Origin of the sequence: Pannonibacter carbonis (genome assembly GCF_003012935.1) — a bacterium.
In the GTDB taxonomy this organism is placed as follows: domain Bacteria; phylum Pseudomonadota; class Alphaproteobacteria; order Rhizobiales; family Stappiaceae; genus Pannonibacter; species Pannonibacter carbonis.
This window is the reverse complement of sequence record NZ_PUDR01000009.1, coordinates 1-20,712: the sequence shown is the minus strand read 5'-3', so window position 1 is coordinate 20,712 and position 20,712 is coordinate 1. Positions and strand designations below refer to the sequence as shown.

Annotated in this window: 22 protein-coding genes and 1 tRNA gene; 10 read left to right on the top strand and 13 right to left on the bottom strand. The window is 63.9% G+C overall.

Annotated features, from left to right (window positions below):
• Positions 1 to 49: 49 nt before the first annotated feature.
• Together rimK and C8348_RS13465 are read left to right on the top strand one after the other, a co-directional pair.
• Positions 50 to 955, top strand: a complete 906-nt coding sequence (rimK, locus tag C8348_RS22280) for a 30S ribosomal protein S6--L-glutamate ligase (RefSeq protein ID WP_106753873.1) — start codon at positions 50 to 52, stop codon at positions 953 to 955.
• 3 nt (positions 956 to 958) lie between these two features.
• Complete coding sequence (locus tag C8348_RS13465; RefSeq protein WP_106753872.1) at positions 959 to 2,011, top strand: succinylglutamate desuccinylase/aspartoacylase family protein; 1,053 nt, start codon at positions 959 to 961, stop codon at positions 2,009 to 2,011.
• A gap of 10 nt (positions 2,012 to 2,021) precedes the next feature.
• Here C8348_RS13465 and C8348_RS13460 read toward each other — a convergent pair whose 3' ends face one another.
• Positions 2,022 to 2,825 carry a class I SAM-dependent methyltransferase gene (locus C8348_RS13460; protein ID WP_106753871.1) on the bottom strand — a complete coding sequence of 268 codons (804 nt, stop codon included), beginning with the start codon at positions 2,823 to 2,825 and terminating at the stop codon, positions 2,022 to 2,024.
• Positions 2,826 to 2,944: 119 nt separating this feature from the next.
• On the opposite strand from C8348_RS13460, the gene C8348_RS13455 reads away from it, so the two are divergent.
• The 3 genes from C8348_RS13455 (at position 2,945) to C8348_RS13445 (ending at position 6,040) form a co-directional block, all read left to right on the top strand.
• Complete coding sequence (locus tag C8348_RS13455) at positions 2,945 to 4,072, top strand: ABC transporter substrate-binding protein (protein WP_208983765.1); 1,128 nt, start codon at positions 2,945 to 2,947, stop codon at positions 4,070 to 4,072.
• A gap of 127 nt (positions 4,073 to 4,199) precedes the next feature.
• Positions 4,200 to 5,294, top strand: coding sequence for a FecCD family ABC transporter permease (locus C8348_RS13450; RefSeq protein WP_425270819.1), 1,095 nt, complete (start codon positions 4,200 to 4,202; stop codon positions 5,292 to 5,294).
• The gene (locus tag C8348_RS13445; RefSeq protein WP_106753868.1) at positions 5,288 to 6,040 is read left to right on the top strand and encodes an ABC transporter ATP-binding protein; all 753 of its coding nucleotides are present in this window, start codon (positions 5,288 to 5,290) and stop codon (positions 6,038 to 6,040) included. The genes C8348_RS13450 and C8348_RS13445 overlap by 7 nt, the downstream gene beginning before the upstream one ends.
• Before the next feature lie 90 nt (positions 6,041 to 6,130).
• Here C8348_RS13445 and pheT read toward each other — a convergent pair whose 3' ends face one another.
• The 5 genes from pheT to C8348_RS13425 all read right to left on the bottom strand — a co-directional run bounded on the left by pheT (position 6,131) and on the right by C8348_RS13425 (position 10,764).
• Positions 6,131 to 8,548 carry a phenylalanine--tRNA ligase subunit beta gene (gene pheT / locus C8348_RS13440; RefSeq protein ID WP_106753867.1) on the bottom strand — a complete coding sequence of 806 codons (2,418 nt, stop codon included), beginning with the start codon at positions 8,546 to 8,548 and terminating at the stop codon, positions 6,131 to 6,133.
• Between the two features lie 78 nt (positions 8,549 to 8,626).
• Complete coding sequence (gene pheS / locus C8348_RS13435; RefSeq protein ID WP_106753866.1) at positions 8,627 to 9,709, bottom strand: phenylalanine--tRNA ligase subunit alpha; 1,083 nt, start codon at positions 9,707 to 9,709, stop codon at positions 8,627 to 8,629.
• Between the two features lie 153 nt (positions 9,710 to 9,862).
• Positions 9,863 to 9,991, bottom strand: a complete 129-nt coding sequence (locus C8348_RS22540; protein ID WP_279629397.1) for a hypothetical protein — start codon at positions 9,989 to 9,991, stop codon at positions 9,863 to 9,865.
• A 168-nt stretch (positions 9,992 to 10,159) separates the two neighbouring features.
• Entirely contained in the window at positions 10,160 to 10,519 is a 360-nt protein-coding gene (locus C8348_RS13430) for a type II toxin-antitoxin system PemK/MazF family toxin (RefSeq protein ID WP_198647046.1), read from the bottom strand.
• A gap of 2 nt (positions 10,520 to 10,521) precedes the next feature.
• Complete coding sequence (locus C8348_RS13425; RefSeq protein ID WP_106753865.1) at positions 10,522 to 10,764, bottom strand: AbrB/MazE/SpoVT family DNA-binding domain-containing protein; 243 nt, start codon at positions 10,762 to 10,764, stop codon at positions 10,522 to 10,524.
• A gap of 168 nt (positions 10,765 to 10,932) precedes the next feature.
• On the opposite strand from C8348_RS13425, the gene C8348_RS13420 reads away from it, so the two are divergent.
• Both C8348_RS13420 and C8348_RS13415 read left to right on the top strand, forming a co-directional pair.
• The gene (locus C8348_RS13420; protein WP_106753864.1) at positions 10,933 to 11,970 is read left to right on the top strand and encodes a M42 family metallopeptidase; all 1,038 of its coding nucleotides are present in this window, start codon (positions 10,933 to 10,935) and stop codon (positions 11,968 to 11,970) included.
• A gap of 84 nt (positions 11,971 to 12,054) precedes the next feature.
• Positions 12,055 to 12,717, top strand: a complete 663-nt coding sequence (locus tag C8348_RS13415; RefSeq protein WP_106753863.1) for a nucleotidyltransferase family protein — start codon at positions 12,055 to 12,057, stop codon at positions 12,715 to 12,717.
• Here C8348_RS13415 and C8348_RS13410 read toward each other — a convergent pair.
• A complete protein-coding gene (locus C8348_RS13410; RefSeq protein ID WP_106753862.1) occupies positions 12,684 to 13,742 on the bottom strand; it encodes an AraC family transcriptional regulator in 1,059 nt (352 codons plus the stop codon). The genes C8348_RS13415 and C8348_RS13410 overlap by 34 nt on opposite strands.
• Before the next feature lie 192 nt (positions 13,743 to 13,934).
• Between C8348_RS13410 and C8348_RS13405 the strand changes: the two genes are divergently transcribed.
• The gene (locus tag C8348_RS13405; protein WP_106753861.1) at positions 13,935 to 15,014 is read left to right on the top strand and encodes an alpha/beta hydrolase family protein; all 1,080 of its coding nucleotides are present in this window, start codon (positions 13,935 to 13,937) and stop codon (positions 15,012 to 15,014) included.
• Between the two features lie 98 nt (positions 15,015 to 15,112).
• On the opposite strand, the gene C8348_RS13400 is transcribed toward C8348_RS13405, so the two are convergent.
• The 6 genes from C8348_RS13400 to C8348_RS13380 all read right to left on the bottom strand — a co-directional run bounded on the left by C8348_RS13400 (position 15,113) and on the right by C8348_RS13380 (position 19,355).
• Positions 15,113 to 16,579: a methyl-accepting chemotaxis protein gene (locus C8348_RS13400; RefSeq protein ID WP_208983751.1), complete on the bottom strand. Its 1,467-nt coding sequence runs from the start codon at positions 16,577 to 16,579 to the stop codon at positions 15,113 to 15,115.
• On the bottom strand, positions 16,576 to 17,052 hold the full coding sequence (locus C8348_RS21980) for a hypothetical protein (protein WP_157950436.1): 477 nt from the start codon (positions 17,050 to 17,052) through the stop codon (positions 16,576 to 16,578). The genes C8348_RS13400 and C8348_RS21980 overlap by 4 nt, the downstream gene beginning before the upstream one ends.
• A gap of 21 nt (positions 17,053 to 17,073) precedes the next feature.
• The gene (locus C8348_RS13395; RefSeq protein WP_157950435.1) at positions 17,074 to 17,805 is read right to left on the bottom strand and encodes a hypothetical protein; all 732 of its coding nucleotides are present in this window, start codon (positions 17,803 to 17,805) and stop codon (positions 17,074 to 17,076) included.
• Positions 17,806 to 17,936: 131 nt separating this feature from the next.
• A complete protein-coding gene (gene msrA, locus C8348_RS13390) occupies positions 17,937 to 18,620 on the bottom strand; it encodes a peptide-methionine (S)-S-oxide reductase MsrA (protein ID WP_106753859.1) in 684 nt (227 codons plus the stop codon).
• Positions 18,621 to 18,629: 9 nt separating this feature from the next.
• The gene (locus tag C8348_RS13385; protein ID WP_208983750.1) at positions 18,630 to 19,073 is read right to left on the bottom strand and encodes a hypothetical protein; all 444 of its coding nucleotides are present in this window, start codon (positions 19,071 to 19,073) and stop codon (positions 18,630 to 18,632) included.
• A 51-nt stretch (positions 19,074 to 19,124) separates the two neighbouring features.
• Complete coding sequence (locus tag C8348_RS13380) at positions 19,125 to 19,355, bottom strand: hypothetical protein (protein WP_157950434.1); 231 nt, start codon at positions 19,353 to 19,355, stop codon at positions 19,125 to 19,127.
• 192 nt (positions 19,356 to 19,547) lie between these two features.
• On the opposite strand from C8348_RS13380, the gene C8348_RS13375 reads away from it, so the two are divergent.
• Positions 19,548 to 19,637 (top strand) — tRNA-Ser (locus C8348_RS13375).
• Between the two features lie 592 nt (positions 19,638 to 20,229).
• Positions 20,230 to 20,601, top strand: a complete 372-nt coding sequence (locus tag C8348_RS13370; RefSeq protein ID WP_106753856.1) for a hypothetical protein — start codon at positions 20,230 to 20,232, stop codon at positions 20,599 to 20,601.
• The last annotated feature ends 111 nt before the right edge of the window (positions 20,602 to 20,712 follow it).

Below are 20,712 nucleotides of genomic sequence, written 5' to 3'. Positions count from 1 at the left end.
CATGGAATTGGGATATTGGCGCTGCTTCCTCGCTGGAGAGTGACTTGCCATGCGCCTTGCCATGCTTGCCCGGAATCCGGGCCTCTATTCGCACAAGCGCCTGGTCGAGGCGGCTGAGGCGAGAGGCCATACGCTCGACATCTACAACACCCTGCGCTGCTACATGGACATCACGTCCCACCGGCCCTCGGTGATCTACAATGGCGAGCGGGTTACCGGATATGATGCCGTGATCCCGCGCATCGGTGCGTCGGTGACCTATTACGGTCTCGCCGTGCTGCGGCAGTTCGAGATGATGGGCGTCTATCCGCTGAATGAGTCGGTCGCCATCGGCCGCTCCCGCGACAAGCTGCGCGCGCTGCAGATCCTGGCCCGCGATGGCATCGGCCTGCCGGTGACCGCTTTTGCCTATGATCCGAAGCAGGCGGAGGAAGTGATCAAGCTCGTGGGCGGCGCCCCGGCGATCATCAAGCTGGTGGAGGGAACGCAGGGCATCGGCGTGGTGCTTGGCGAGACCATGTCCAGCGCAAAGTCGGTCGTGGAAGCCTTTCGCGGCGCCAAGGTGAATATCCTGGTGCAGGAGTTCATCAAGGAAGCCGGTGCTTCCGACATCCGGGCACTGGTTGTCGGGGGCAAGGTGATCGCCTCGATGCGGCGCAACGGCGGGGTCGGCGAATTCCGCTCCAACCTGCATCGCGGCGGTTCGGCTGAGGCGATCAAGATCACGCCGGAGGAACGCTCGACAGCCATCCGTGCAGCGAAGGCCCTCGGGCTCAACGTCGCCGGCGTCGACATGCTGCGGTCGAACCACGGGCCGGTCGTGATGGAGGTCAACTCGTCGCCAGGCCTCGAAGGCATTGAAAAGTCGACAGGGGTGGACGTCGCGGGAAAAATCATCGAATTTATCGAGAAGAACGCCAAGATGGGTCAGACGAAGACCAAAGGAAAGGGCTGAAGAATGCGCGACACCGTGCGGCGCGATCCGTTCCGGATCGGGCCCTTCGAGATTGCCGCCGGCGAGCGGCGCACGGTGGACCTGCCCTTCAGCCTGCTGTCGAACCACACGCCCATGACGCTGCCGGTGCAGGTGGTGCATGGCAAGAAGCCCGGGCCGGTGCTGTTCATCTCCGGCGTCGTGCATGGCGATGAGGTTCTTGGCGTCGAGATCATCCGCCGCATCCTCAGGAAGCCGCAGCTGAGCCGCCTCGCGGGAACGCTGCTGGCCATTCCGGTGGTCAATGCCTACGGCCTGATCTCGCATTCACGCTACCTGCCGGACCGGCGCGACCTCAACCGCTCGTTCCCCGGCTCCGAGCGCGGGTCGCTGGCTGCCCAGCTGGCAGACCTGTTCCGCAAGGAAATCGTCGCCCGCTCCGATGTCGGCATCGACCTGCACACCGCCGCGCTGCACCGGACCAACCTGCCGCAGCTGCGTGTGGCACGCTACAGCGGCCGGATGCGTGAGCTTGCCGATGCCTTCGGTGCACCGCTGGTGATGGAGGCCAACCTGCGCCATGGCTCGCTGCGCGAGACGGCGCTGGCGATGGGCGTGGATGTGCTGCTGTATGAGGCCGGCGAGGCGCTGCGCTTTGACGAAGAGGCGATCCGCGTCGGGGAACGGGGCATCGTTGCGGTGATGCACCGGCTTGGCATGCTGCCCGGACAGACGCCGAAACCGGTGTTGAAGGCCGGTCAGACGCCGCTCTACTCACGCAAGTCCTTCTGGATCCGGGCGCCGGAAGGCGGGATCTTCCGGGCACTGAAACTGTCTGGCCATCGGGCATCGGCGGGTGAACTGCTGGGGGTCGTCGCGGATCCCTTTGGCGATACGGAGTTCGAGCTGCACAGCCCGCTTGACGGGCTGATCATCGGTCATTCCCATCTGCCCGTGGTCAACCAGGGCGATGCGCTGTTCCATGTTGCAAAGCTGACGTCCGCTGGCCCGGCGGTCGCCGAAGAGGGCGAGGCGCACGAGCGCGACACCCTCTTCGACGAGGACGAAATCATCTGATATCAAGGCGTCAGCTGCGGCTGGCGCAGATTGCGTAGCGATGCTGGATCGAGCGCTCCAGCCCCTTCAGGAAGCTGAAGTTGGACCGCTGCGCCTTGTGGATCGCCCGCATGTTGGTATCGACCGTGATGGTCTCGAATCCGGCTTGCCGCAGAAGCTTTACGACCTCTTCCGCTCGGGCACCTTGCGAGAAATGAACGCGGGAGAGGATCGACAGATGGGTTTCCATCTGGCTGGGAGCGGGACCGTTCTGCACTGCTCCGTCGCCTGACAGGCTTGCGACAAATGCCGAGAGCCGCTTGATCAGCCGGGCAGCAAGGCCGGGATTGACGTGATCGCCGTCCACGATCAGCAACTTGCCGCCAGGCTTCAGCACACGGTGCCAGTCGCGGAAGGCGGGCAGCGGATCGACCAGAGTCCAGACCAGATGCCGGTTGGTGATGACGTCATAACTGGCATCCGGCTCCATGGTGTTTTCTGCGTCGCCCATCAGGAAGCGGATCGACCGGCCGCGGGTGCGGGCCTTGGTCCGGGCCAGCTCCAGCATGGGCTCGGCCCAGTCGAGACCGGTAACGGCATAGCCGAGATCATCGAGGAGATGTGCAATGACGGCCGTGCCGCAAGCCACATCCAGAGCCTTGCGGCCCCTGCCCTCCCCCAAATGCCGGCGCAACAACCTGTGCCATGCCTCGCGTTCTTCCTCCGAGAAAATTTCATGTCCCGGCTGGCTGTCGAAACTCGCCGCCCGGGCAGACCAATAGGCCTTGATTTCCTCGCGAAGTCCGTGGTTTGCGCCATGTGAAAGCGTGGTCATCGGGCCGGGTTCCCCTGCAAGTCATTGGAAAGACTGGAAGCCTTCTAAAAGAAAAATGTTGACTATGAAAGTCATAAAAAACTAGACCACAGCATTCCTCCCTAAGGAGATTCAAAGTGCTGACGTTCAAGAATGTGGCTTTTGCCGCAGCGGTATCGCTCGCCCTGATTGCAGAGACTGCAGTTTCAGGCGAACTGGTGAAGATCAAGGACATCACAGGCCGTGAAGTCGAAGTCTCGATTCCCGTTGATCGCGTGATCCTTGGCGAAGGTCGCCAGATCTATTTCACGGCGGCTCTGGACACAGAGAAGCCGTTTGGCCGCGTCGTCGGCTGGCGCGACGACTTCAAGAAGGCCGATCTCGACGGCTACAACGCCTATCTCGAGAAGTTCCCCGAGATGGCCACGATCCCGACCTTCGGCGGCATGAAGGACGGCACCTTCGACATCGAGCAGGCCGTGGCGCTGAAGCCCGATGTCATCATCATGAACACCGAGGCCAAGTCGGCGACAGAAGAGGCCGGTTACATCGAGAAGCTGGCCAAGGTCGGCATCCCGCTGGTCTACATCGACTTCCGTGAGAAGCCGATGCAGAACACCGACGCCTCCATGCGCATCATCGGCAAGCTGTTCGGCAACGAAGCCCGCGCCGAGGAGTTCGTCGCCTTCCGCCAGGAGCAGATGGCGGCGGTGACCGACCGTCTGGCCAAGGCCGGCGATCTGAAGAAGCCCGTCGTGTTCATGGAACGCGCCGGCGGCTACAGCGACGATTGCTGCATGTCCTTCGGCAACGAGAACTTCGGCAAGATGGTCGATCTGGCCGGCGGCATCAACATGGCGGCCGAGTTCATTCCCGGGACCTTCGGGACGGTCAACCCGGAGCAGATCATCGCCTCTAACCCGGATCAGGTGATCATCACCGGGTCCAACTGGGAGCTGTTCGTTCCGGGCGGCAAGTGGGTCGGCGTCGGCCCCGGCGCTGATCCGGTCCGCGCAAAGGAAAAGCTGGCGGTTCTGACCGAGCGCCCGGCCTTCACCGGCATCAAGGCGGTCAAGGACCAGAACGTCCATGCGATTTGGCATCAGTTCTACAATAGCCCGTACCAGTTCATCGCCGTGCAGCAGATCGCCAAGTGGCTGCATCCGGAGCTATTCCAGGACGTGGACGTGGATGCGACCTTCAAGGAACTGCACACGCGCTTCCTGCCGGTCGAGTACCGCCCGGGCTACTTCGTCTCGCTCAAGTGACCAGATTCAGGGCCGGTGGAAACACCGGCCCCCTCGCGCAGATGGACAATGCGATGACACACGGCATCACCCGGGCGGCAGTCGCCCTTTTCCTGCTTCCGGCGACAATCCTGACGAGTGAGGTGCGGTGATGGTAGCCGTTGCCGATACAACAAACCTGGCCAAGACCCCGGCCGAAGCCGGTGACGCCGGCGGGCTGCGCTACAGGGCGCTGACCGCGCGGCGGCTGGTCATTCTGGCGCTGATGCTGGTAACGCTTGGCCTCAGCGTCGCCCTCGACATGGGCCTCGGGCCGGCCCGCTACAGCCTCGGCGAGGTTCTGTCGGCGCTGATCGACCCGGCCGGTGTCTCCGACCAGCTGCGCGTGGTGATCTGGGACATTCGCATGCCCATTGCGCTGATGGCAGTCACGGTGGGTGCGTGCCTGTCGCTGGCCGGTGCGCAGATGCAGACCATCCTCGCCAATCCCTTGGCCAGCCCCTTCACGCTCGGCATTTCGGCGGCGGCCAGCTTTGGCGCGGCGCTGGCACTGGTGGCCGGCGTTGCCGTGTTCCCGCTGGCGCTCGAGCTGATGGTGCCGATCAACGCCTTCCTGATGGCGATGCTGGCCTCGATGTTCATCTATGCCGTCTCGACGCTGCGCGGAGTGACGGTGGAGACGATCGTGCTGCTCGGCATCGCGCTGGTGTTCACCTTCAACGCGCTTCTGGCGCTGCTGCAGTATCTGGCCTCCGAGCAGGCGCTGGCGGCGGTGGTGTTCTGGACCATGGGCTCGCTGACCAAGGCGACCTGGAGCAAGGTGGCGGTGACCGGTGCCGTGCTCGTCGTCTGCGTGCCGCTGTTCGCGCGTCAGGCCTGGGCGCTGACGGCGCTGCGGCTCGGCGATGACAAGGCGGCCTCCTTCGGCATCAACGTGAAGCGGCTGCGGCTCGAAACGCTGATGCTCGTCAGCCTGCTGGCGGCGATCCCGGTGTCCTTTGTCGGCACCATCGGCTTCATCGGCCTCGTCGGCCCGCATATCGCGCGGATGCTGCTGGGCGAGGACCAGCGCTTCTTCTTGCCCGGCTCGCTGCTCTGCGGTGCGCTGATGCTGTCGGCCACGTCGGTCCTGTCGAAGATGATCATCCCGGGTGCGATCCTGCCCATCGGCGTGATCACCGCGCTGGTCGGCGTGCCGTTCTTCTTCTCGCTGATCTTCACCAACAGGAGGCGCGCATGGTGAGCCTGACGCTCGAGGCGCTGGGAGCGCGCTATGGCAAGCAAGCAGTGTTCTCCGGTCTGTCCGCCGGGCCGCTGTCGGGCGGCACCCTGACGGCGGTGATCGGCCCGAATGCGGCCGGCAAGTCGACCCTGTTCAAGCGCATCGCCGGACTGATCAAGGGCGAGGGCCTGGTCAGCCTGTCGGGGACGGACAGCCTGTCGCATCCGATCTGCTACATGCCCCAGGACACCGGCGCCAATGCGGTGCTGACGGTCTATGAGTCCGTGCTTCTGGCTGCCAAGCAGGGCGGCTCGTGGCGCGTTGCCGACGGCGAGTTGGACGAGATCGACCAGATCCTCACCTCGCTGAAGATCACTGACCTTGCCTTCCGCGACCTCGGGCAACTGTCCGGCGGGCAGCGCCAGCTCGTCGCCATCGCCCAGGCGCTGGCGCGCAAGCCGCGCGTGCTGCTGATGGACGAGCCGACCTCGGCTCTGGACCTGTTCCGCCAGATCGAGGTGCTGCAGCACATGCAGGGCCTTGCCCGCCGGCAGGGCATCGCGGTGCTGATCGCACTGCATGATCTCAACCATGCCCTGCGCTACTGTGACCAGGCAATGGTGGTGGCCAACGGCCGACTGGTGGCCAACGGGCCGGTGGGCGAGGTGATCACGGCCGGTCTGCTGCGCGAGGTCTACCGGGTCGATGCCCGGATCGAGGCCTGCAGCCATGGCCGGTCGCATCTGATCGTAGATGCGGCGCTCTAATACGCCGATTTATTAGCCGAATAATTATATGCTTAAAAGAAAGCCCCGCGCGGGTCACGCGCGGGGCTTCTGCATTCAGGATCAGACCGCTCAGCCGCGCAGGGTGCCGCCGGTGGCTTTCTCGACGGCGGCGACGATCTTCTTCGCAACAGCGTCGATTTCCTCGTCGGTCAGCGTGCGGTCCTTGGGCTGCAGCGTCACGTCGATGGCGAGCGACTTCTTGCCGTCGCCCACGCCCTGCCCTTCGTAGATGTCGAAGAGGTTGACGTCGGCGATCAGCGTCTTCTCTGCGCCACGGGCGGCCTTCAGCAGCTTGTCGGCGCTGAGGTCCTTGTCGACCACGAAGGCGAAGTCGCGGCGGACCGGCATCAGATCGGCGATGTCGAGCGCGCCCTTGGAGCGGGTCGGCTTGGCCTTCGGCTCCGGAATGGCGTCGAGATAGATCTCGAAGGCCACCAGCGGACCGGCAACGTCCATCAGCCCCAGCGTGCGCGGATGCACCTCGCCGAAGACGGCGAGCGTCTGCTTCGGACCTAGCTTGAAGGCACCGGAGCGGCCCGGATGGAGCCAGCCGGGCGCATCGGTGAAGACCTGCAGCTTGTCGACCGGCGCGCCGGCGGCGGCCAGAACGGCTTCCGCATCGGCCTTGGCATCAAACACGTCAACGCTGCCGGCGGAGCCCGACCAGTGACGGCCATTGCCGGCGAGCTTGGCGGTGCCGCGGCGGACGCCGGCGACGACCATGCGCTGGCCATCCTCGCGGGCGGTGAGGAATACCTGCCCCACCTCGAACAGGGCGACATCGGCATAGCCGCGATCGGCGTTGCGCTGTGCGGCGGCGATCAGGCCCGGCAGCAGGCTCGGGCGCATCTGCGACATGTCGGCGGAGATCGGGTTGGCGAGCTCCAGCTCCGGCGCGCCGCCGCCAAAGGCTTCCGCATGGGCCTTGGCGATGAAGGACCAGGTGACGGCCTCGTCCATGCCGCGCGCGGCCAGCGTGCGGCGGGCGCGGGAACGACGAATCTGGCTGGCTGTCAGCACCCGGGCTCCAACAGAGCCACCACGCGGCAGCGGCGTCGGCGCGACCCGGTCGAGACCGACAATGCGCACGACTTCCTCGGCAAGATCGGCCTTGCCCTCGATGTCCGGACGCCAGCTCGGCGGGGCGACGCGGACGGTCTCACCGCTGCCGGAGATCCAGAAGCCGAGCGACTTGAGGATCAGGTTGATTTCCGGAACCGGCAGGTCGAGGCCGGTGAGGCGCTTCACTTCGCGGTAGGGGAAGTCGATGATGCGCGAGGTGTCCGGCACCTGGCCGACGCTGACAACCTCCGACGGCGTGCCGCCGCACAGGTCCAGCACCATCTGGGTCGCCATCTCGAGACCCGGCAGCATGAAGTCCGGATCGACGCCGCGCTCGAAGCGGTAGCGGGCATCGGTGTTGACGCCGAGCTTGCGGCCGGTGCGGGCGATGCCGTTCTCATCCCAGAGCGCGGATTCGATCAGCACGTCGACGGTGGTCTCGTCGCAGCCGGAATGCTCGCCGCCGAGGATGCCGCCGAGCGACTCCAGCCCCTTGTCATCGGCGATGACACAGATGCTGTCGTCGACCTGGTAGGTCTTGCCGTTGAGGCCCTGGATCTCCTCGCCGGCGCGGCCGCGGCGGACGACCAGATTGCCGGTCACCTTGGCCGCGTCGAAGACGTGCAGCGGGCGGCCCTGGTCGAAGGTCATGTAGTTGGTGATGTCGACCAGCGTGTTGATCGGGCGCAGGCCGATGGCAACCAGGCGGTCCTGCAGCCACTTCGGCGACGGCCCGTTCTTGACGCCCTTGACGAGGCGCAGGCCGAAGGCCTTGCACAGGGCCGGCGTGTCGCCGAAGTCGAGGACGACATTGGTCGGGCACGGGCAGCTGCCCCGGATCTGCAGGTGCTTGCGCTCCTTCAGCTTGCCAAGGCCGGCGGCGGCGAGATCCCGGGCGATGCCGTAGACGGCGGTGCAGTCCGGGCGGTTCGGCGTCAGGCCGATCTCGATCACCGGATCGCCAAGACCCATGTACTCGGCGAAGGGCATGCCGATCGGCGCATCTTCCGGCAGGTCGATGATGCCGTTGTGCTCGTCCGACAGCTCCAGCTCGCGCTCGGAGCACATCATGCCGAAGCTCTCGACATCGCGGATCTTGCCGACGGAGAGGGTGACGTCGAGGCCGGGGACATAGTCGCCCGGCTTGCCGAGCACGCCGACGAGGCCGGCGCGGGCGTTGGGCGCGCCGCAGACGACCTGCAGCAGCTCACCCGAGCCGGTGTCGACCTTGAGCACGCGCAGGCGGTCAGCGTTCGGGTGCTGTTCGGCCGATACGACCTTGGCGATCTTGAACGGGGCGAGGCGGGCGGCGCGGTCGGTGACGTCTTCGACTTCCAGACCGATCATGGTCAGGCGCTCGACGATCTGGTCGAGCGTTGCGTCGGTCTCCAGATGCTCCTTGAGCCAGGAAAGCGTGAACTTCATCGTGTCATCTCGTGTCTTTGGCAGCGCGCGGGCCGGGCTGACGGCCCCTGCGCGGCACGCCGGGAGGGATCGATCGGGTCAGGACGACAGGCCGCCGAACAGCGTCGGCAGGTCGAGCGGGCGGAAGCCGTAATGCTTGATCCAGCGGACATCGGCATCAAAGAAGGCGCGCAGGTCCGGCATGCCGTATTTCAGCATGGCGATGCGGTCGATGCCCATGCCCCAGGCAAAGCCCTGGTACTCATCCGGATCGAGGCCGCAGTTGCGGATGACATTGGGATGCACCATGCCGCAGCCGAGGATCTCGAGCCAGTCGTTGCCTTCGCCGAACTTCACCTCGGCGCCCGAACGGTCGCACTGGATGTCCACTTCCATGGACGGCTCCGTGAAGGGGAAGAAGGACGGGCGGAAGCGCATCTTGATGTCCTTGACCTCGAAGAAGGCCTTGCAGAACTCCTCCAGGATCCACTTCAGGTGACCCATGTGGCTGCCCTTGTCGATGACGAGGCCTTCCACCTGATGGAACATCGGCGTGTGGGTCTGGTCGCTGTCGCAGCGATAGGTGCGCCCCGGAATGATGACGCGGATCGGCGGCTGCTGGCTGCGCATGGTGCGGATCTGCACCGGCGAGGTGTGGGTGCGCAGCAGCAGGCGTTCACCGGCTTCGTCCGGATGGAAGAAGAAGGTGTCGTGCATGTCGCGCGCCGGATGGCCAAGCGGGAAATTCAGCGCGGTGAAGTTCAGCTCGTCACTTTCGATATCCGGACCTTCGGCCACCGAGAAGCCCATGTCGGCAAAGATCGCGGTCAGCTCGTCGATCACCTGGGCGATCGGATGGATGCGGCCCATTTCGGCGGGCGCGGCGCGCTGCGGCAAGGTGACGTCGACGCGCTCGCTGGCCAGACGCGCCTCGAGCGCGGCTTCCTTGAGCACGTCCTTGCGGGCGGCGAGTTCGTCGGTGACGCGGGTCTTGAGGCCGTTGATCGCGGCGCCCTTGGTCTGGCGCTCTTCCGGGCTCATCGAGCCCAGCGTCTTCAGCATCTCGGAAATGCTGCCCTTCTTGCCAAGGGCGCTGATGCGCACCTCCTCGAGGGCTGCCTCGCTGGTGGCCGCGGCGATGGCGGCCGAAATCTCGGTGTAAAGGCTGTCGATGTCAGACATGAGCTCTTCGGTCGTTGGGCCATGTGCGGGTCCTCGGCGGGCGGATCCGGCAGCAGGCGATCAGGTCGTTGGGTCTTTTAGCAGAAATGCGCGCGCATGCCACAGGAAGGCAGGCGAAGGCGGACGGGAATGTCAGAGGCGCTGAGAGCGTCCTCAGCGGCTAAATCGTCCGCAGGCCGGGCCCTGGGCGGCCGTGTTGCGCAGACGGCGCACGACGAAGCGCTTCGCCCGCATTCCGCTGGCGGCGAGGCTGTTCCCAGTCGTGGCAAGGCCGGTGGTCATGGCGCATCCCCTTGAAGCGAGCGGGAGTATACGCAGCCCGTGTTCAATGGCAAGATGAGCTTGGCCAGTCGCCTCTGGACCCATTTGTGAGGGCGCGCTGGATGACCAAAGTGACCGTTGACTTGCCGCGGTCCGTCAAGCGGTGTCCTTGCGTTGATCGTGCCTTGGTCACCCGTTCAAGCCCAGCAGAGCCTTGATCTTGCCCTGGATCTCGGGACCGATCTGCGGGCAGGATTCGATATAGGCGGCCGCGCGGGCCGACCAGTCGAAACTCTTGATCTGATCGGACAGGACGGCTCCCGAGGTCAGCGCGCCTGCGGGCAAGGCAACCTCGAACGGGTAACCCTTGATCTGCGACGTGATCGGGCACAGGACGCAGAGGCGGGTCAGCGTGTTGTAGCGACGCGGCGACAGAACCAGCGCGGGCCGGCGCTTGGACTGTTCCCTGCCCTGCTGCGGGTCAAAGCTGATCCAGATGATGTCGAAGCGCTCGGGGCAATAGGCGTCCAGATCGGGCCGCGCGCTCACGGTCAGGCCTCGTTGCCAACGGAGGGGCCGCCGCTGATCTCGTCATGCAGGCTTTCCGGTGTGATGCCGTCCAGCAGCTGATCGAGCGAAAACTCCTGGGTATCGGCCACAGGCTTCAGCACCAGCGTGCCGTCAACGACCGAAATGTCCAGCTGCATGCCTTCGCGAGCCGAGATTTCGCGGGCAAAGGCGGTCGGGATCCGCAACGCAAGGCTGTTTCCCCATTTGGCGACTGTGGCGATCATGGCACGAGCTCCTGTTGGCGCAACCCGCTGGATATACATTGAAGATACATTCCCGCTGCTCCCTCCACAACCGGAAAGGTAACCGTCGACCGCAAAAGAGACTTCCCCGGCGCTGGACACAGGCCTAATCTGATGGTTCCCAAATCACTTTTCAGGAACATTCCTTCCATGAACATCGATCTGTTGCGCCGGCTGTGCGAGACCCCGGGCGTTCCCGGTCACGAGCACCGGGTGCGGGCGCTCATCGAAACGGAAATCAAGGGCCTGTTCGACGAGGTGACCGTCGACCCGATGGGCTCGCTCCTGTGCCGGCGCGATCCGCGCAAGAAGTCGAAGTCGCCGAAGAAGGTGATGCTGCTCTGCCATATGGACGAGATCGGCTTCCTGGTCTCGCATGTGACGGACAAGGGCTTCGTCCACGTTCATCCGGTCGGCGGGTTTGACCCGCGCAACCTGTTCTCGCGCCGCGTGCTGGTGTCGACGGACAAGGGGGATTTCAAGGCCGTGATGAACCCCGGTGGCCGGCCGATCCACATTTCCTCGCCCGACGAACGCAAGAAGGTGCCGGAGCCGGACGAGTTCGTCATCGACATGGGCCTTGGCGAGAAGGCCAAGGAAATCGTCAAGATCGGCGACATGGTGACCATGGACGAGCCGCTGCTGGAAATGGGCGACACCATCGTCTCCAAGGCGCTCGACAACCGCATCGCCTGCTGGCTCGGCATCGAGGCGATCCGCGCGCTCGGCAAGGCCAAGCATGAGTGCGAGATCCATGTCGCCTTCACGGCGCAGGAGGAAGTGGGCCTGCGTGGCGCGCGCACCGCGTCCTACGCGATCAAGCCGGACATCGGCCTTGGCATCGACGTGACCCTGGCCTGCGACACGCCGGGCGTGCCCGAGCAGGACCGCACGACGACGCTCGGCGGCGGGTTTGGCCTGCATGTGAAGGACGGCTCGTTCATCGCCGACCGCCAGCTGGTCAGCGAGATCGAGGCGCTCGCCATTGCCGAGAAGATCCCCTACCAGCGCACCATGCTGCGGTCTGGCGGCCAGGATGGCGCGGCGGCCCAGCAGGCTGCAGCCGGGGCCCGGGCGGTCGGCATCGTTGTCGGCACCCGCTACATCCACACGGTGACCGAGATGATCGCCAAGAAGGACCTGGAAGCTGCCCGCGACATCATCGCGGCCTATCTGAAGCAGGTCTGATCGGCTCCCTCACCTCTCCTGTCTTCCGGCGGCCATGCCGCCGTGCAAGGCTCCGGGCGTCCAGATGATTCCCGGAGCCTTGTCATGTCCGCCAGCCTCTCCAGCCTTGACGACGTCAGCCGCGACCGGCTCCGGCTGGGCGATCCGGCGCGGGCCAGCGAGGATGAGCGGCGGGCAGCGCTGATCCGGCTGATCGGCGCGATGCCGGTGGTGCTGCAGATCCTGGAGGCAATCCGCGATCTCCGCCTGCCCGATGCGTGGCTCGTTTCCGGCGGGATCTACCAGAACGCCTGGAACCTGATGACCGGCAAGCCGGTTGGCCATGGCATCAAGGACTATGACGTCACCTATTTCGATGGCGGCGACCTGTCCTACGACGCGGAAGACCGGGTGATCCGGGCCGTTGCTGGCGCGCTGCCTTCGCTGTCCGGGATGATCGAGACGCGCAACCAGGCGCGGGTGCATCTCTGGTATCCCGAGCGCTTCGGCAGTGCCTATCCAAGGCTCACCTGCAGCACGGAAGCGCTGACGCTCTATGCGTCGAAGACGCATGCTGTTGCCGCCCGGATGACTGGGCAGGGCGCGATCGAGATCGCCGCGCCGTTCGGCCTTGCCACTCTCTTTGCCATGCGGCTGGTGCCGAACAGGGTGCTCGACAATGCGAAGACCCACGCGGAGAAGAGCGCAAGGCTGAAGCGCCTGTGGCCCGAACTTCAGGTGATCGGCAGGGACGACGCGGAGGCCTGAGCACGGCCCGCGTTTGCCTGCTGCCACCCGGTCGGGCTCTGGTCGGTGACACGCCGGAACTCGCGGTTGAAGTTGGACTTGGTGCGGAAGCCGGCCTCGAACATTGCTTCGGTGACGCTGGTCCCGGCCGTGAGCGCCCGGCAGGCCAGCTCGACCCGGTAGCGGTTGACGAACTGGCTGACGTTCATCTGTTCGACCCGGTTGATGGCGGCGGACAACGTCTTGGCGGGCACCGTGAGACGGCGGGCGAGGCGCGCAAGGGTGAGGTCCGGATCAGCGGCCAGTCGCGAGGTCGTCAGAAGATCGAACGCGCGGCCAACCAGCTGCCGCTCCTCTTCGCTCGGATGCGCCGCGTCCGCCCCATCGACCGCCTCGATTGGGGCGTCTTCGCTCGAGGCCGGCACGTCCGGTTCATCCTGCGCCCGTTCCAGCCCCATCAGCCCGACGCCGAGCAGCAACAGCGAGGACGTGACGCTGGTGATGCTGCCCTTGAGGTCACCGGCGAAGAGCAGGATATCGGCGACGATCAGCACGTCGCTGGCCGCCGATCCGATCAGCAGGATCGCGAGCAGCCGCCAGGAGCGCAAGGACGGCGCGCTGGATTCCAGCCGGGCCAGCGGCAGGCGGTCCGCCCCGTTCCGCATCGCATGCAGCATCAGCAGGCCGTAGCCGGTGAAGAGCGCCGGCAGGACTGCGTCGAGCGTCAACGGGGCAAAGACGATGCAGAAGAGCACAAAGGCCGGTGCGGCAAGCTGCACCAGCACATCCCGTGGCGCCAGCGGGCGCAAGGCGCCATGCACGAAGGCGAGCCAGGTGAGCGGCGGAATGAGGGATGCCGTGAAGGGTTGAAGGAAGCGCAGCTCCACAATCCCGTAGTGCTGCACGGCGGCGGCAATCAGCGACTGGACCGCCGTGACGGCGATCAGCAGGCGCAGCCAGCGACTGCCCTCCCCGCTCCAGACAAGACGCAGGAGCAGGCAGGCAAGGATCGCCGCGGCAAAGACGGGGACGGGAAAGCTCGGCATCGGGCCAATCGGGTGTGCGTGGCGACAGCGCGACCGGATCCGGGGTCCAGATGCAGGTCCCGGACCGATCGTTTCCCTGTCTCTACCTCCTTGATCCGGTTCGTGGCGACCTGAATCCGGTTCGAGGTCGCCAAAAACGGCGCGGGCCGGTCATCTGGCCTCGGCGTTCCCGCTGATACAGGAGACATCTGCATGCCCGTCACTTCTCGCAACTTCGCCCACACTCTCACACGCCATCTCGTGCAGTCCGTTTGCCTCATCCTCGCCCTGGCAGGGCCGGTCGGGGCAGCCGACAGGCTTGATCCTGGACACGAACGGCTGCAGGTCGCGGCCGCGCACCGGGATGGTCCGCTGACGGCCTCGGTCTGGTATCCGGCAGGCGGCAAGACCTATCGCGGCCTCGTTGGCGACAACCCGGTTTTCGTCGGCAACCCGGTCAACATGGGCGCGCCCTATCCGGCGGGCAAACATCCGCTGGTTCTGCTGTCGCATGGATCGGGCAACAACATCGACGCCATGAGCTGGCTGGCCAACGGGCTGGTGGCACGGGGCTTCATCGTCGCCGGCGTCAACCATCCAGGCAGCACCAGCGGCGACAGCTCGCCGCGCCGCAGCCTCCGCCACTGGGAGCGGGCCGAGGATGTCAGCGCGCTGCTGACCAGCCTGTTGCAGACCCCGGAACTTGGCCCGCTCATCGACACGGACAGGATCTCCGTCGTCGGCTTTTCGCTGGGCGGGGTGACGGCCTTGGCGCTGGCCGGGGCTGAGACGAGCCAGCAGGCCTTCGTGGACTATTGCGCCGAGCCGGCTCCCGGAAAGGTCGATTGCCGCTTCTACGCCAAGGGCCGGACGGACCTGACCGGCGTGCCGCAGGCCGAGTTCGAGCAGTCGCTGACCGATCCGCGCATTTCGCGGAGCGTTGCCGTCGATCCGGCCATGGCGCAGTCCTACAAGGCGGGCAGCCTGAAGGCGATCCGCATTCCGGTTGCCGTCATCAGCCTGGGGGCGCCTGGCGAAATCCCGATCGCGGCGGATGTCGGGGCAAGCGGCGGCAAGTTCGCGGAGCTGATCCCCGACTTCAGCCACAGCTACATCGCACCGGCGCATCACTACAGCTTCCTCGCCCTATGCAAGCCCGGTGCGGAAGCCTTACTTCAGGCCGAAGGCGAAGACGCAATCTGCGATGATCCGGCGGGTTCGGACCGGGAGGTCGTGCACACCGAAGCGCTAAGCCGGATTGCGGAGTTCCTCATGCTGCCGGCGGCGAAGTGATCAACCGGCCATGGCCGGGAGGGGACCTTGAGATCCCTGCCAACAAAAAGACCGGCGCGTTCGGGCGCCGGTCTGTTGCTTGTCTCGTCGTTGCCGGGTCAGGCGACGTCGCGCAGGAAAGTATCGATCATGGAGCGCATCCGGGCAGCTTCCTGCTCAAGCTCTTCTGCCGTCCTTGCGACATTGGATACGGAACCGGTCGTCTGTTCGGCCGAAACGCTGAGGCCACTGACGTTGCTGGCAACCAGTTCCGTGCCATGGGCGGCCTGGGCGACGTTGCGCGAGATTTCGGCGGTTGCCGCTCCCTGCTCCTCCACCGCTGCGGCGATGGCGCCGGTGTAGCGGTTGACATCTTCCATGGTCAGCGCAATGGCCCCGATGGCCTCGACTGCGCCCTTGGTTTCAGCCTGGATCGCGGTAATCTGCGCCCCGATCTCTTCCGTTGCCTTGGAGGTCTGCGTGGCCAGTTCCTTCACTTCGGCAGCGACAACAGCAAAGCCGCGACCGGCTTCACCGGCGCGGGCAGCTTCGATCGTCGCGTTCAGAGCGAGGAGATTGGTTTGCTCGGCAATCGCCTGAATGAGCGTGACGACCTCACCGATGCGGCTCGCGGCATTGGCGAGACTGGCGACCTTGGCATTCGATGTCTGCGCCCCTTCCGTTGCCTTGGCCACGATCTGGGTTGTCTGTGCCACCTGCCGCGAGATCTCGGAGATGGACGACGAGAGTTCCTCTGCTGCAGCAGACACCGTCTGAACATTGTCAGATGCCTTGTCGGAGGCGGCGGCTGCCGTTGCCGCCTGGCTGGCTGTGCCGGAAATCAGGGTACCAAGCTGAGATGAAGCATCACGCATCTGCTTGCTGCGATCGGACATACCGGAAAGCAGGGCTTCGATCTCGCCGCGGAAGCTGGCAATGCGGGCGATGACGGTTTTTTGCCGTTCGCCGTTGCGGCTGGACTGATCTTCCATTGCAATTTGCGCCGCCTTAGCAGTGCTTTGCGCTGCTTCAGCCGCTGCAAGAGCCGTGCCTGCCTCCTGGAAGGCCTTCGATACCTGTTCGGTCAGCCACCAAAGCGCCCCGACCTCGACCACGACAATGACCGCATGAAAAACAACGCGGCCAAAATTCGCTCCAGCCGGAAACACGGCCATCGGCAGGGCAAAATTCAGCACGAGGTGATGAACTGCGACGACGCCGGCATAGGCCACCAGGGCACGCCAGTCGACCCAACCGGCCAGAATGGCGAGGACGGCGAAGAAATACATGTGGCCATCAAGCTGGAAGGACGAAGCCGGATCGCCTCCTCCCAGTGATGCAACGAACAGGGCCACCAGCCCGGCCAGCGAAATTGCCGACACGATCCGCGTTTCCGCTGCCGTGCCGCATTTCATCCAGGTTCCGGTTGCCACGGTTCCAAACAGAAGCGCAATGCCTGCGATGGCGACGCTGGCAACAGCATCGTTGGAAAGGGCCGTCCCGATCACAAGCAAGACATTGAACCAGATAAAAAACATCAATGCTTTCGCGAAAGTCTCGCGAATATTCTCCAATCCGCTCATCATCTCGCTACCTCGCTTGCATCTAAGGAAAATCCAGCCGCATTTAACGTCATACAGGCTTTCGCGAACCATGCGGCTGTGACCAGACTGGCGCCGGCATCATAAAGTGCGCCGATGTCGCCGGCCGCCAAAGTAGGTGTTACGGCAATCCGGCCATTTGCCGAGATCAACAGCAATTGCCCGTTTGCCCGCGCAACGACCTCCGCAGCAGTCGCCGAACCCGCCCATGTAAACACGGCCACCTGACTGCCCTGAATGGGAGCCAGAACTGCAGCGCCCATCAATCCGCAGGCCACAACAAAGTACAGCCCGATCAGGCTACGTCCGAGGCCGGAGATCGGCTTTGATGTTGATGGGGCTGTGGGGCGCATGTGTTTCAACCACGGCGGTGACGCTGAGAGAATCACACGACCTTGGTTAACAACTCTGAAAGACAGGTGAAAGTTGCACTCACCGGCCAGGTGCTGGTGCGCCATCCTTCAACGGTGATCCTGAAATCAGTTGCCCGTGTCGAGCGCCGAGCGTTGCCGATCCCGGATCCGACGCCACAACGCCTTGCGTTCGAGCCGGACCGCTTCGGGGGAGGCCAGGGGAACCGCACCATTGGCCTTTTGCGCGCACAATCTGCGATACAGCGCATCAACTTTGAGATATCTCGCCAGATCCTCGGCTTGGGCGTTGATCTGCAGTGACGAGAGAGTGGTGTCTCCGCGCCATTCGGCCGCCAGCAGACGGGCCATTTCAGCCTGACGGCGTAGTGCTTTAAGCCAGCGTCGGCACTCTTCAGGTTCCCGCGTGGACAGGGCGGACCTTGCGCGGGTGAGACTTTGGCGCCGCGCCTTTGCCAGCGCCTGTGCTGCGCCGACGGCGTCAATTAACCCAGGCGCCAGGCTGACCGCATCCACTTCGCAGCGGCGCAAAAGGCCGTCCAGTTCCGCAATCCGCCGGTCCTCTTCCAGTTCCGGCGCACCGCTGGTGAACACCAGTCCGACCGGTGCCCGCTGCGGCTCGGCATCCAGCATTTTCAAGGCGCCCGCGCAGAGTTTCAAGCGCGCGGCCCGTGCCGCATATGACGGACCAAGGCTGTCCCGGCACACCTTCAACAGCAACCGTGCCCGCCGCACCGCCAGCCGCGCCTTGGCAACGCGCACCGACAAAGGCAATCGCAGATCAGCCAACACATGGCGCGCTTCAATCACGGCCTGCAGCAGATTGGCGCGAAGGCGCATGCCGAACGGATCCTGCAACCGGGCCCGGGAAGCCCGCACAGGAACAGCCCTCGCCTCGTCCCTGTCATCCATGACCTGGCCAGACCGGACCAACTCCAGTTCCAACCGCTTGCGCAAATCATCTTCCCCGTTCATCCGAGGGGCCCTTCCGGATTGGGGCCGTCGAAGAAAGGCCCAGCCGGTACGCCGCAGCCGCGCGTTCCGCAAGTCGCGCCCTCCACACGGGCCAGATGCTGCTGCTGATAGGCCTCGGCAAAGTAGAAGGTCGTGTCGACGGCGAGGCTCGTCGTGATGGCGCGCGGATGCCCGGCTGCAGCAAGAGCCTTGGCATAGGCTTCGCGGGATGCTTCGACGAGGCTCAGATCCTCCTGATCGGGAACCAGGATCATCGAGCGAAACTGGGTGCCGATGTCATCGCCTTGCCGCATGCCCTCTGTCGGATCATGACCTTCCCAGAATATGGCCAATAACTTGCGCAAGGACACGGTTGCAGGATCATACACCACGCGCACGACCTCGGCATGGCCCGTGCGGCCGGTGGCCACTTCATTGCCAGTTGGATTGGGCGTCAGCCCGCCCGCATAGCCGGCTGCCGTAACATGGACGCCCGGCACCGACCAGAAGCGCTTTTCCGCCCCCCAGTAGCAGCCCATGCCGAAAAGCGCGGTCCGATAGCCTTCCGGTACGGCGCCGCCAAGGGGCCGACCCAGTACGGCATGATCCAGTTGTGGCACAAAAGCCTCCGGCCGGCCCGGCAAGGCCTCGGCCTCGGTCGGCAAGGTGAACTTCTGGCTTAGTAGACGCATGAAGGACATGGCACCCTCTCAGACCGACGACACGGCCGGGCGCCGGCGCATGCCCAGGATAAGCAGCGCGACAGCGAGCGGCGGCAGAACCACCCACACGGGCCAGCCCAGCAGCGTCTGGATGACAGGATCCCATAGGACGGGGCTGACATGGCGCTGGATTGCCGCCTGCGCGATGTTCAACGAGGCTGGCGCCAGTTCGAACCACACCTGGCCCACCGGCGTATAGGCAAAGGCAGCCGCAGCAATCGACTTGCTGCCGTCAACGACGGCAGCCACTACGGCGACACCAAGAAAAAAATAACCCGAGAGCCTGAATAGGGCACGCAAGACAGCAAACATTAAAAATCCTCCCGGCATTTCAAGCTGCACCGGCGCCAACCCCGGCAACACCGCCCTGCATCGTCCGAGCAGAAGTCCGACCCGGCGCTCGGCTTTCAGATCCCGGACAGACAGGGCCATCGCAGCCTGAACGCCTTCAACTACCTTGGGCAGCACAGGAGCGCGACGCCACTACTCCAAGACTGACACCCCAGGGTTAGACCAAGGGGCCAGCCCCCAGAACCAGAACCAGAGCCAGAGCCAGAGCCAGAGCCAGAGCCAGAGCCAGAGCCAGAGCCAGAGCCAGAGCCAGAGCCCAGGCCAGCCTCCAAGCCAGCCACTGGCCAGGCCTTTCATGACGACCGGCAGACCTTCTGCCTCGACTGGCACTGCGAGTAGCGCCAGCTGAAGCGTTGATGCCACTATAGCTAGTTCGCCGGCCCGATCGCGGCAACGCACAAGTCCGGCACTGCCTTTTCCCATGGTTTTTTCAAGGGTTTTCCGTCCATTTTGCCAATCGCCAACGCCGAACGAAAAAAACTTCACAAGAGTTCTTGCGCTCCCCGGCGTCCTGAGTATATTCCGCCCACCTTGAGCGGCCTGCCGCTGAAGAATGGACAGGTGGCCGAGTGGTTGAAGGCGCACGCCTGGAACGCGTGTATACGGGAAACCGTATCGAGGGTTCGAATCCCTCTCTGTCCGCCATTCTCATTCTCTTAAATATTGATTTCATTATATTTTTTTAGGTTGTCGATTAGACAGCCCTAAAAACAGCCCTAAAGCAATCCATGGCGTAAGGAGGCCCGTTCGGTTTGGCCCTTACCGACCTCGCCCGAAGCTGAGACGAAGTTGAGCCAACACCTGCCGGATGCATAGCGCTCTTTTAGCCTCATTCGCCGTGTGCCCGCTGAGTGGAGTTGACGGACATACGTGCGGCACAAGTCACGGCAGCAACTTTCGACGAGGGTCGCAAGTCATGGTCGCGAAATCTGGCCAGCGGCATTTATGCTGCCTCGAGCAAGCTTGGCATTGACGCGATAAAACCCGCGCCGCACCATCAAAGTTGCACATATATCCAAGCGCGCTGCAATGCGGCCTTCCAACAAAGACGCAGCTAGGCTCAGAGCTAGGTGACTATCCGGCAAAAGAACTTGAGTTTACCGGGCATTTTCCAGGCGACATATTTGAAAGTATCGCAGGGCAGCTACACACCTCATTTCCATGAAGGTTCCTTTTTGACCTTGATTTGCAATCGCTCTAGCGTTTGATTTTTGGACCGGAACGTTGAGGTTTTCTTATGGATTTTTCGTCAGCGCAGAACCGCAGGCTTTGGAGTAGCGTTCTTTACGCTACTATTTTTGACATTGTCGTCGTGCTCGCGATTGCAAGCCTAGCCGGGGTCGACAGGGACTTCTGGGTTTTAGTGTTTTTTGGCGTTCTCGCGATGTGGATTGCCCAAATCACTATCAGCCTCAAAAACGCGGCATTTTCGCACATTTACTTCGTATTTATCGACAAGAAAAGGCGCGTCGAAACCGTTTTTGGCGAGCTAGTCAAATGCAAGGTGCCAAAATACGAAGAAGATTTCTTTCCATCACCCGATTTTTATCTTGGCAAAGTCCTAAAGGAAAGAGATATACTAAGCTACCCCCAGAAAATCGGACAGTGACGGAAGCTACGATCTGACGTCTGCTGGTCTCCAAGAACGAGGAGATCAGGACATGAAGAAACGCAGGAACCATGATGCTGGGTTCAAGGCCCGCGTGGCGCTGGAGGCCGT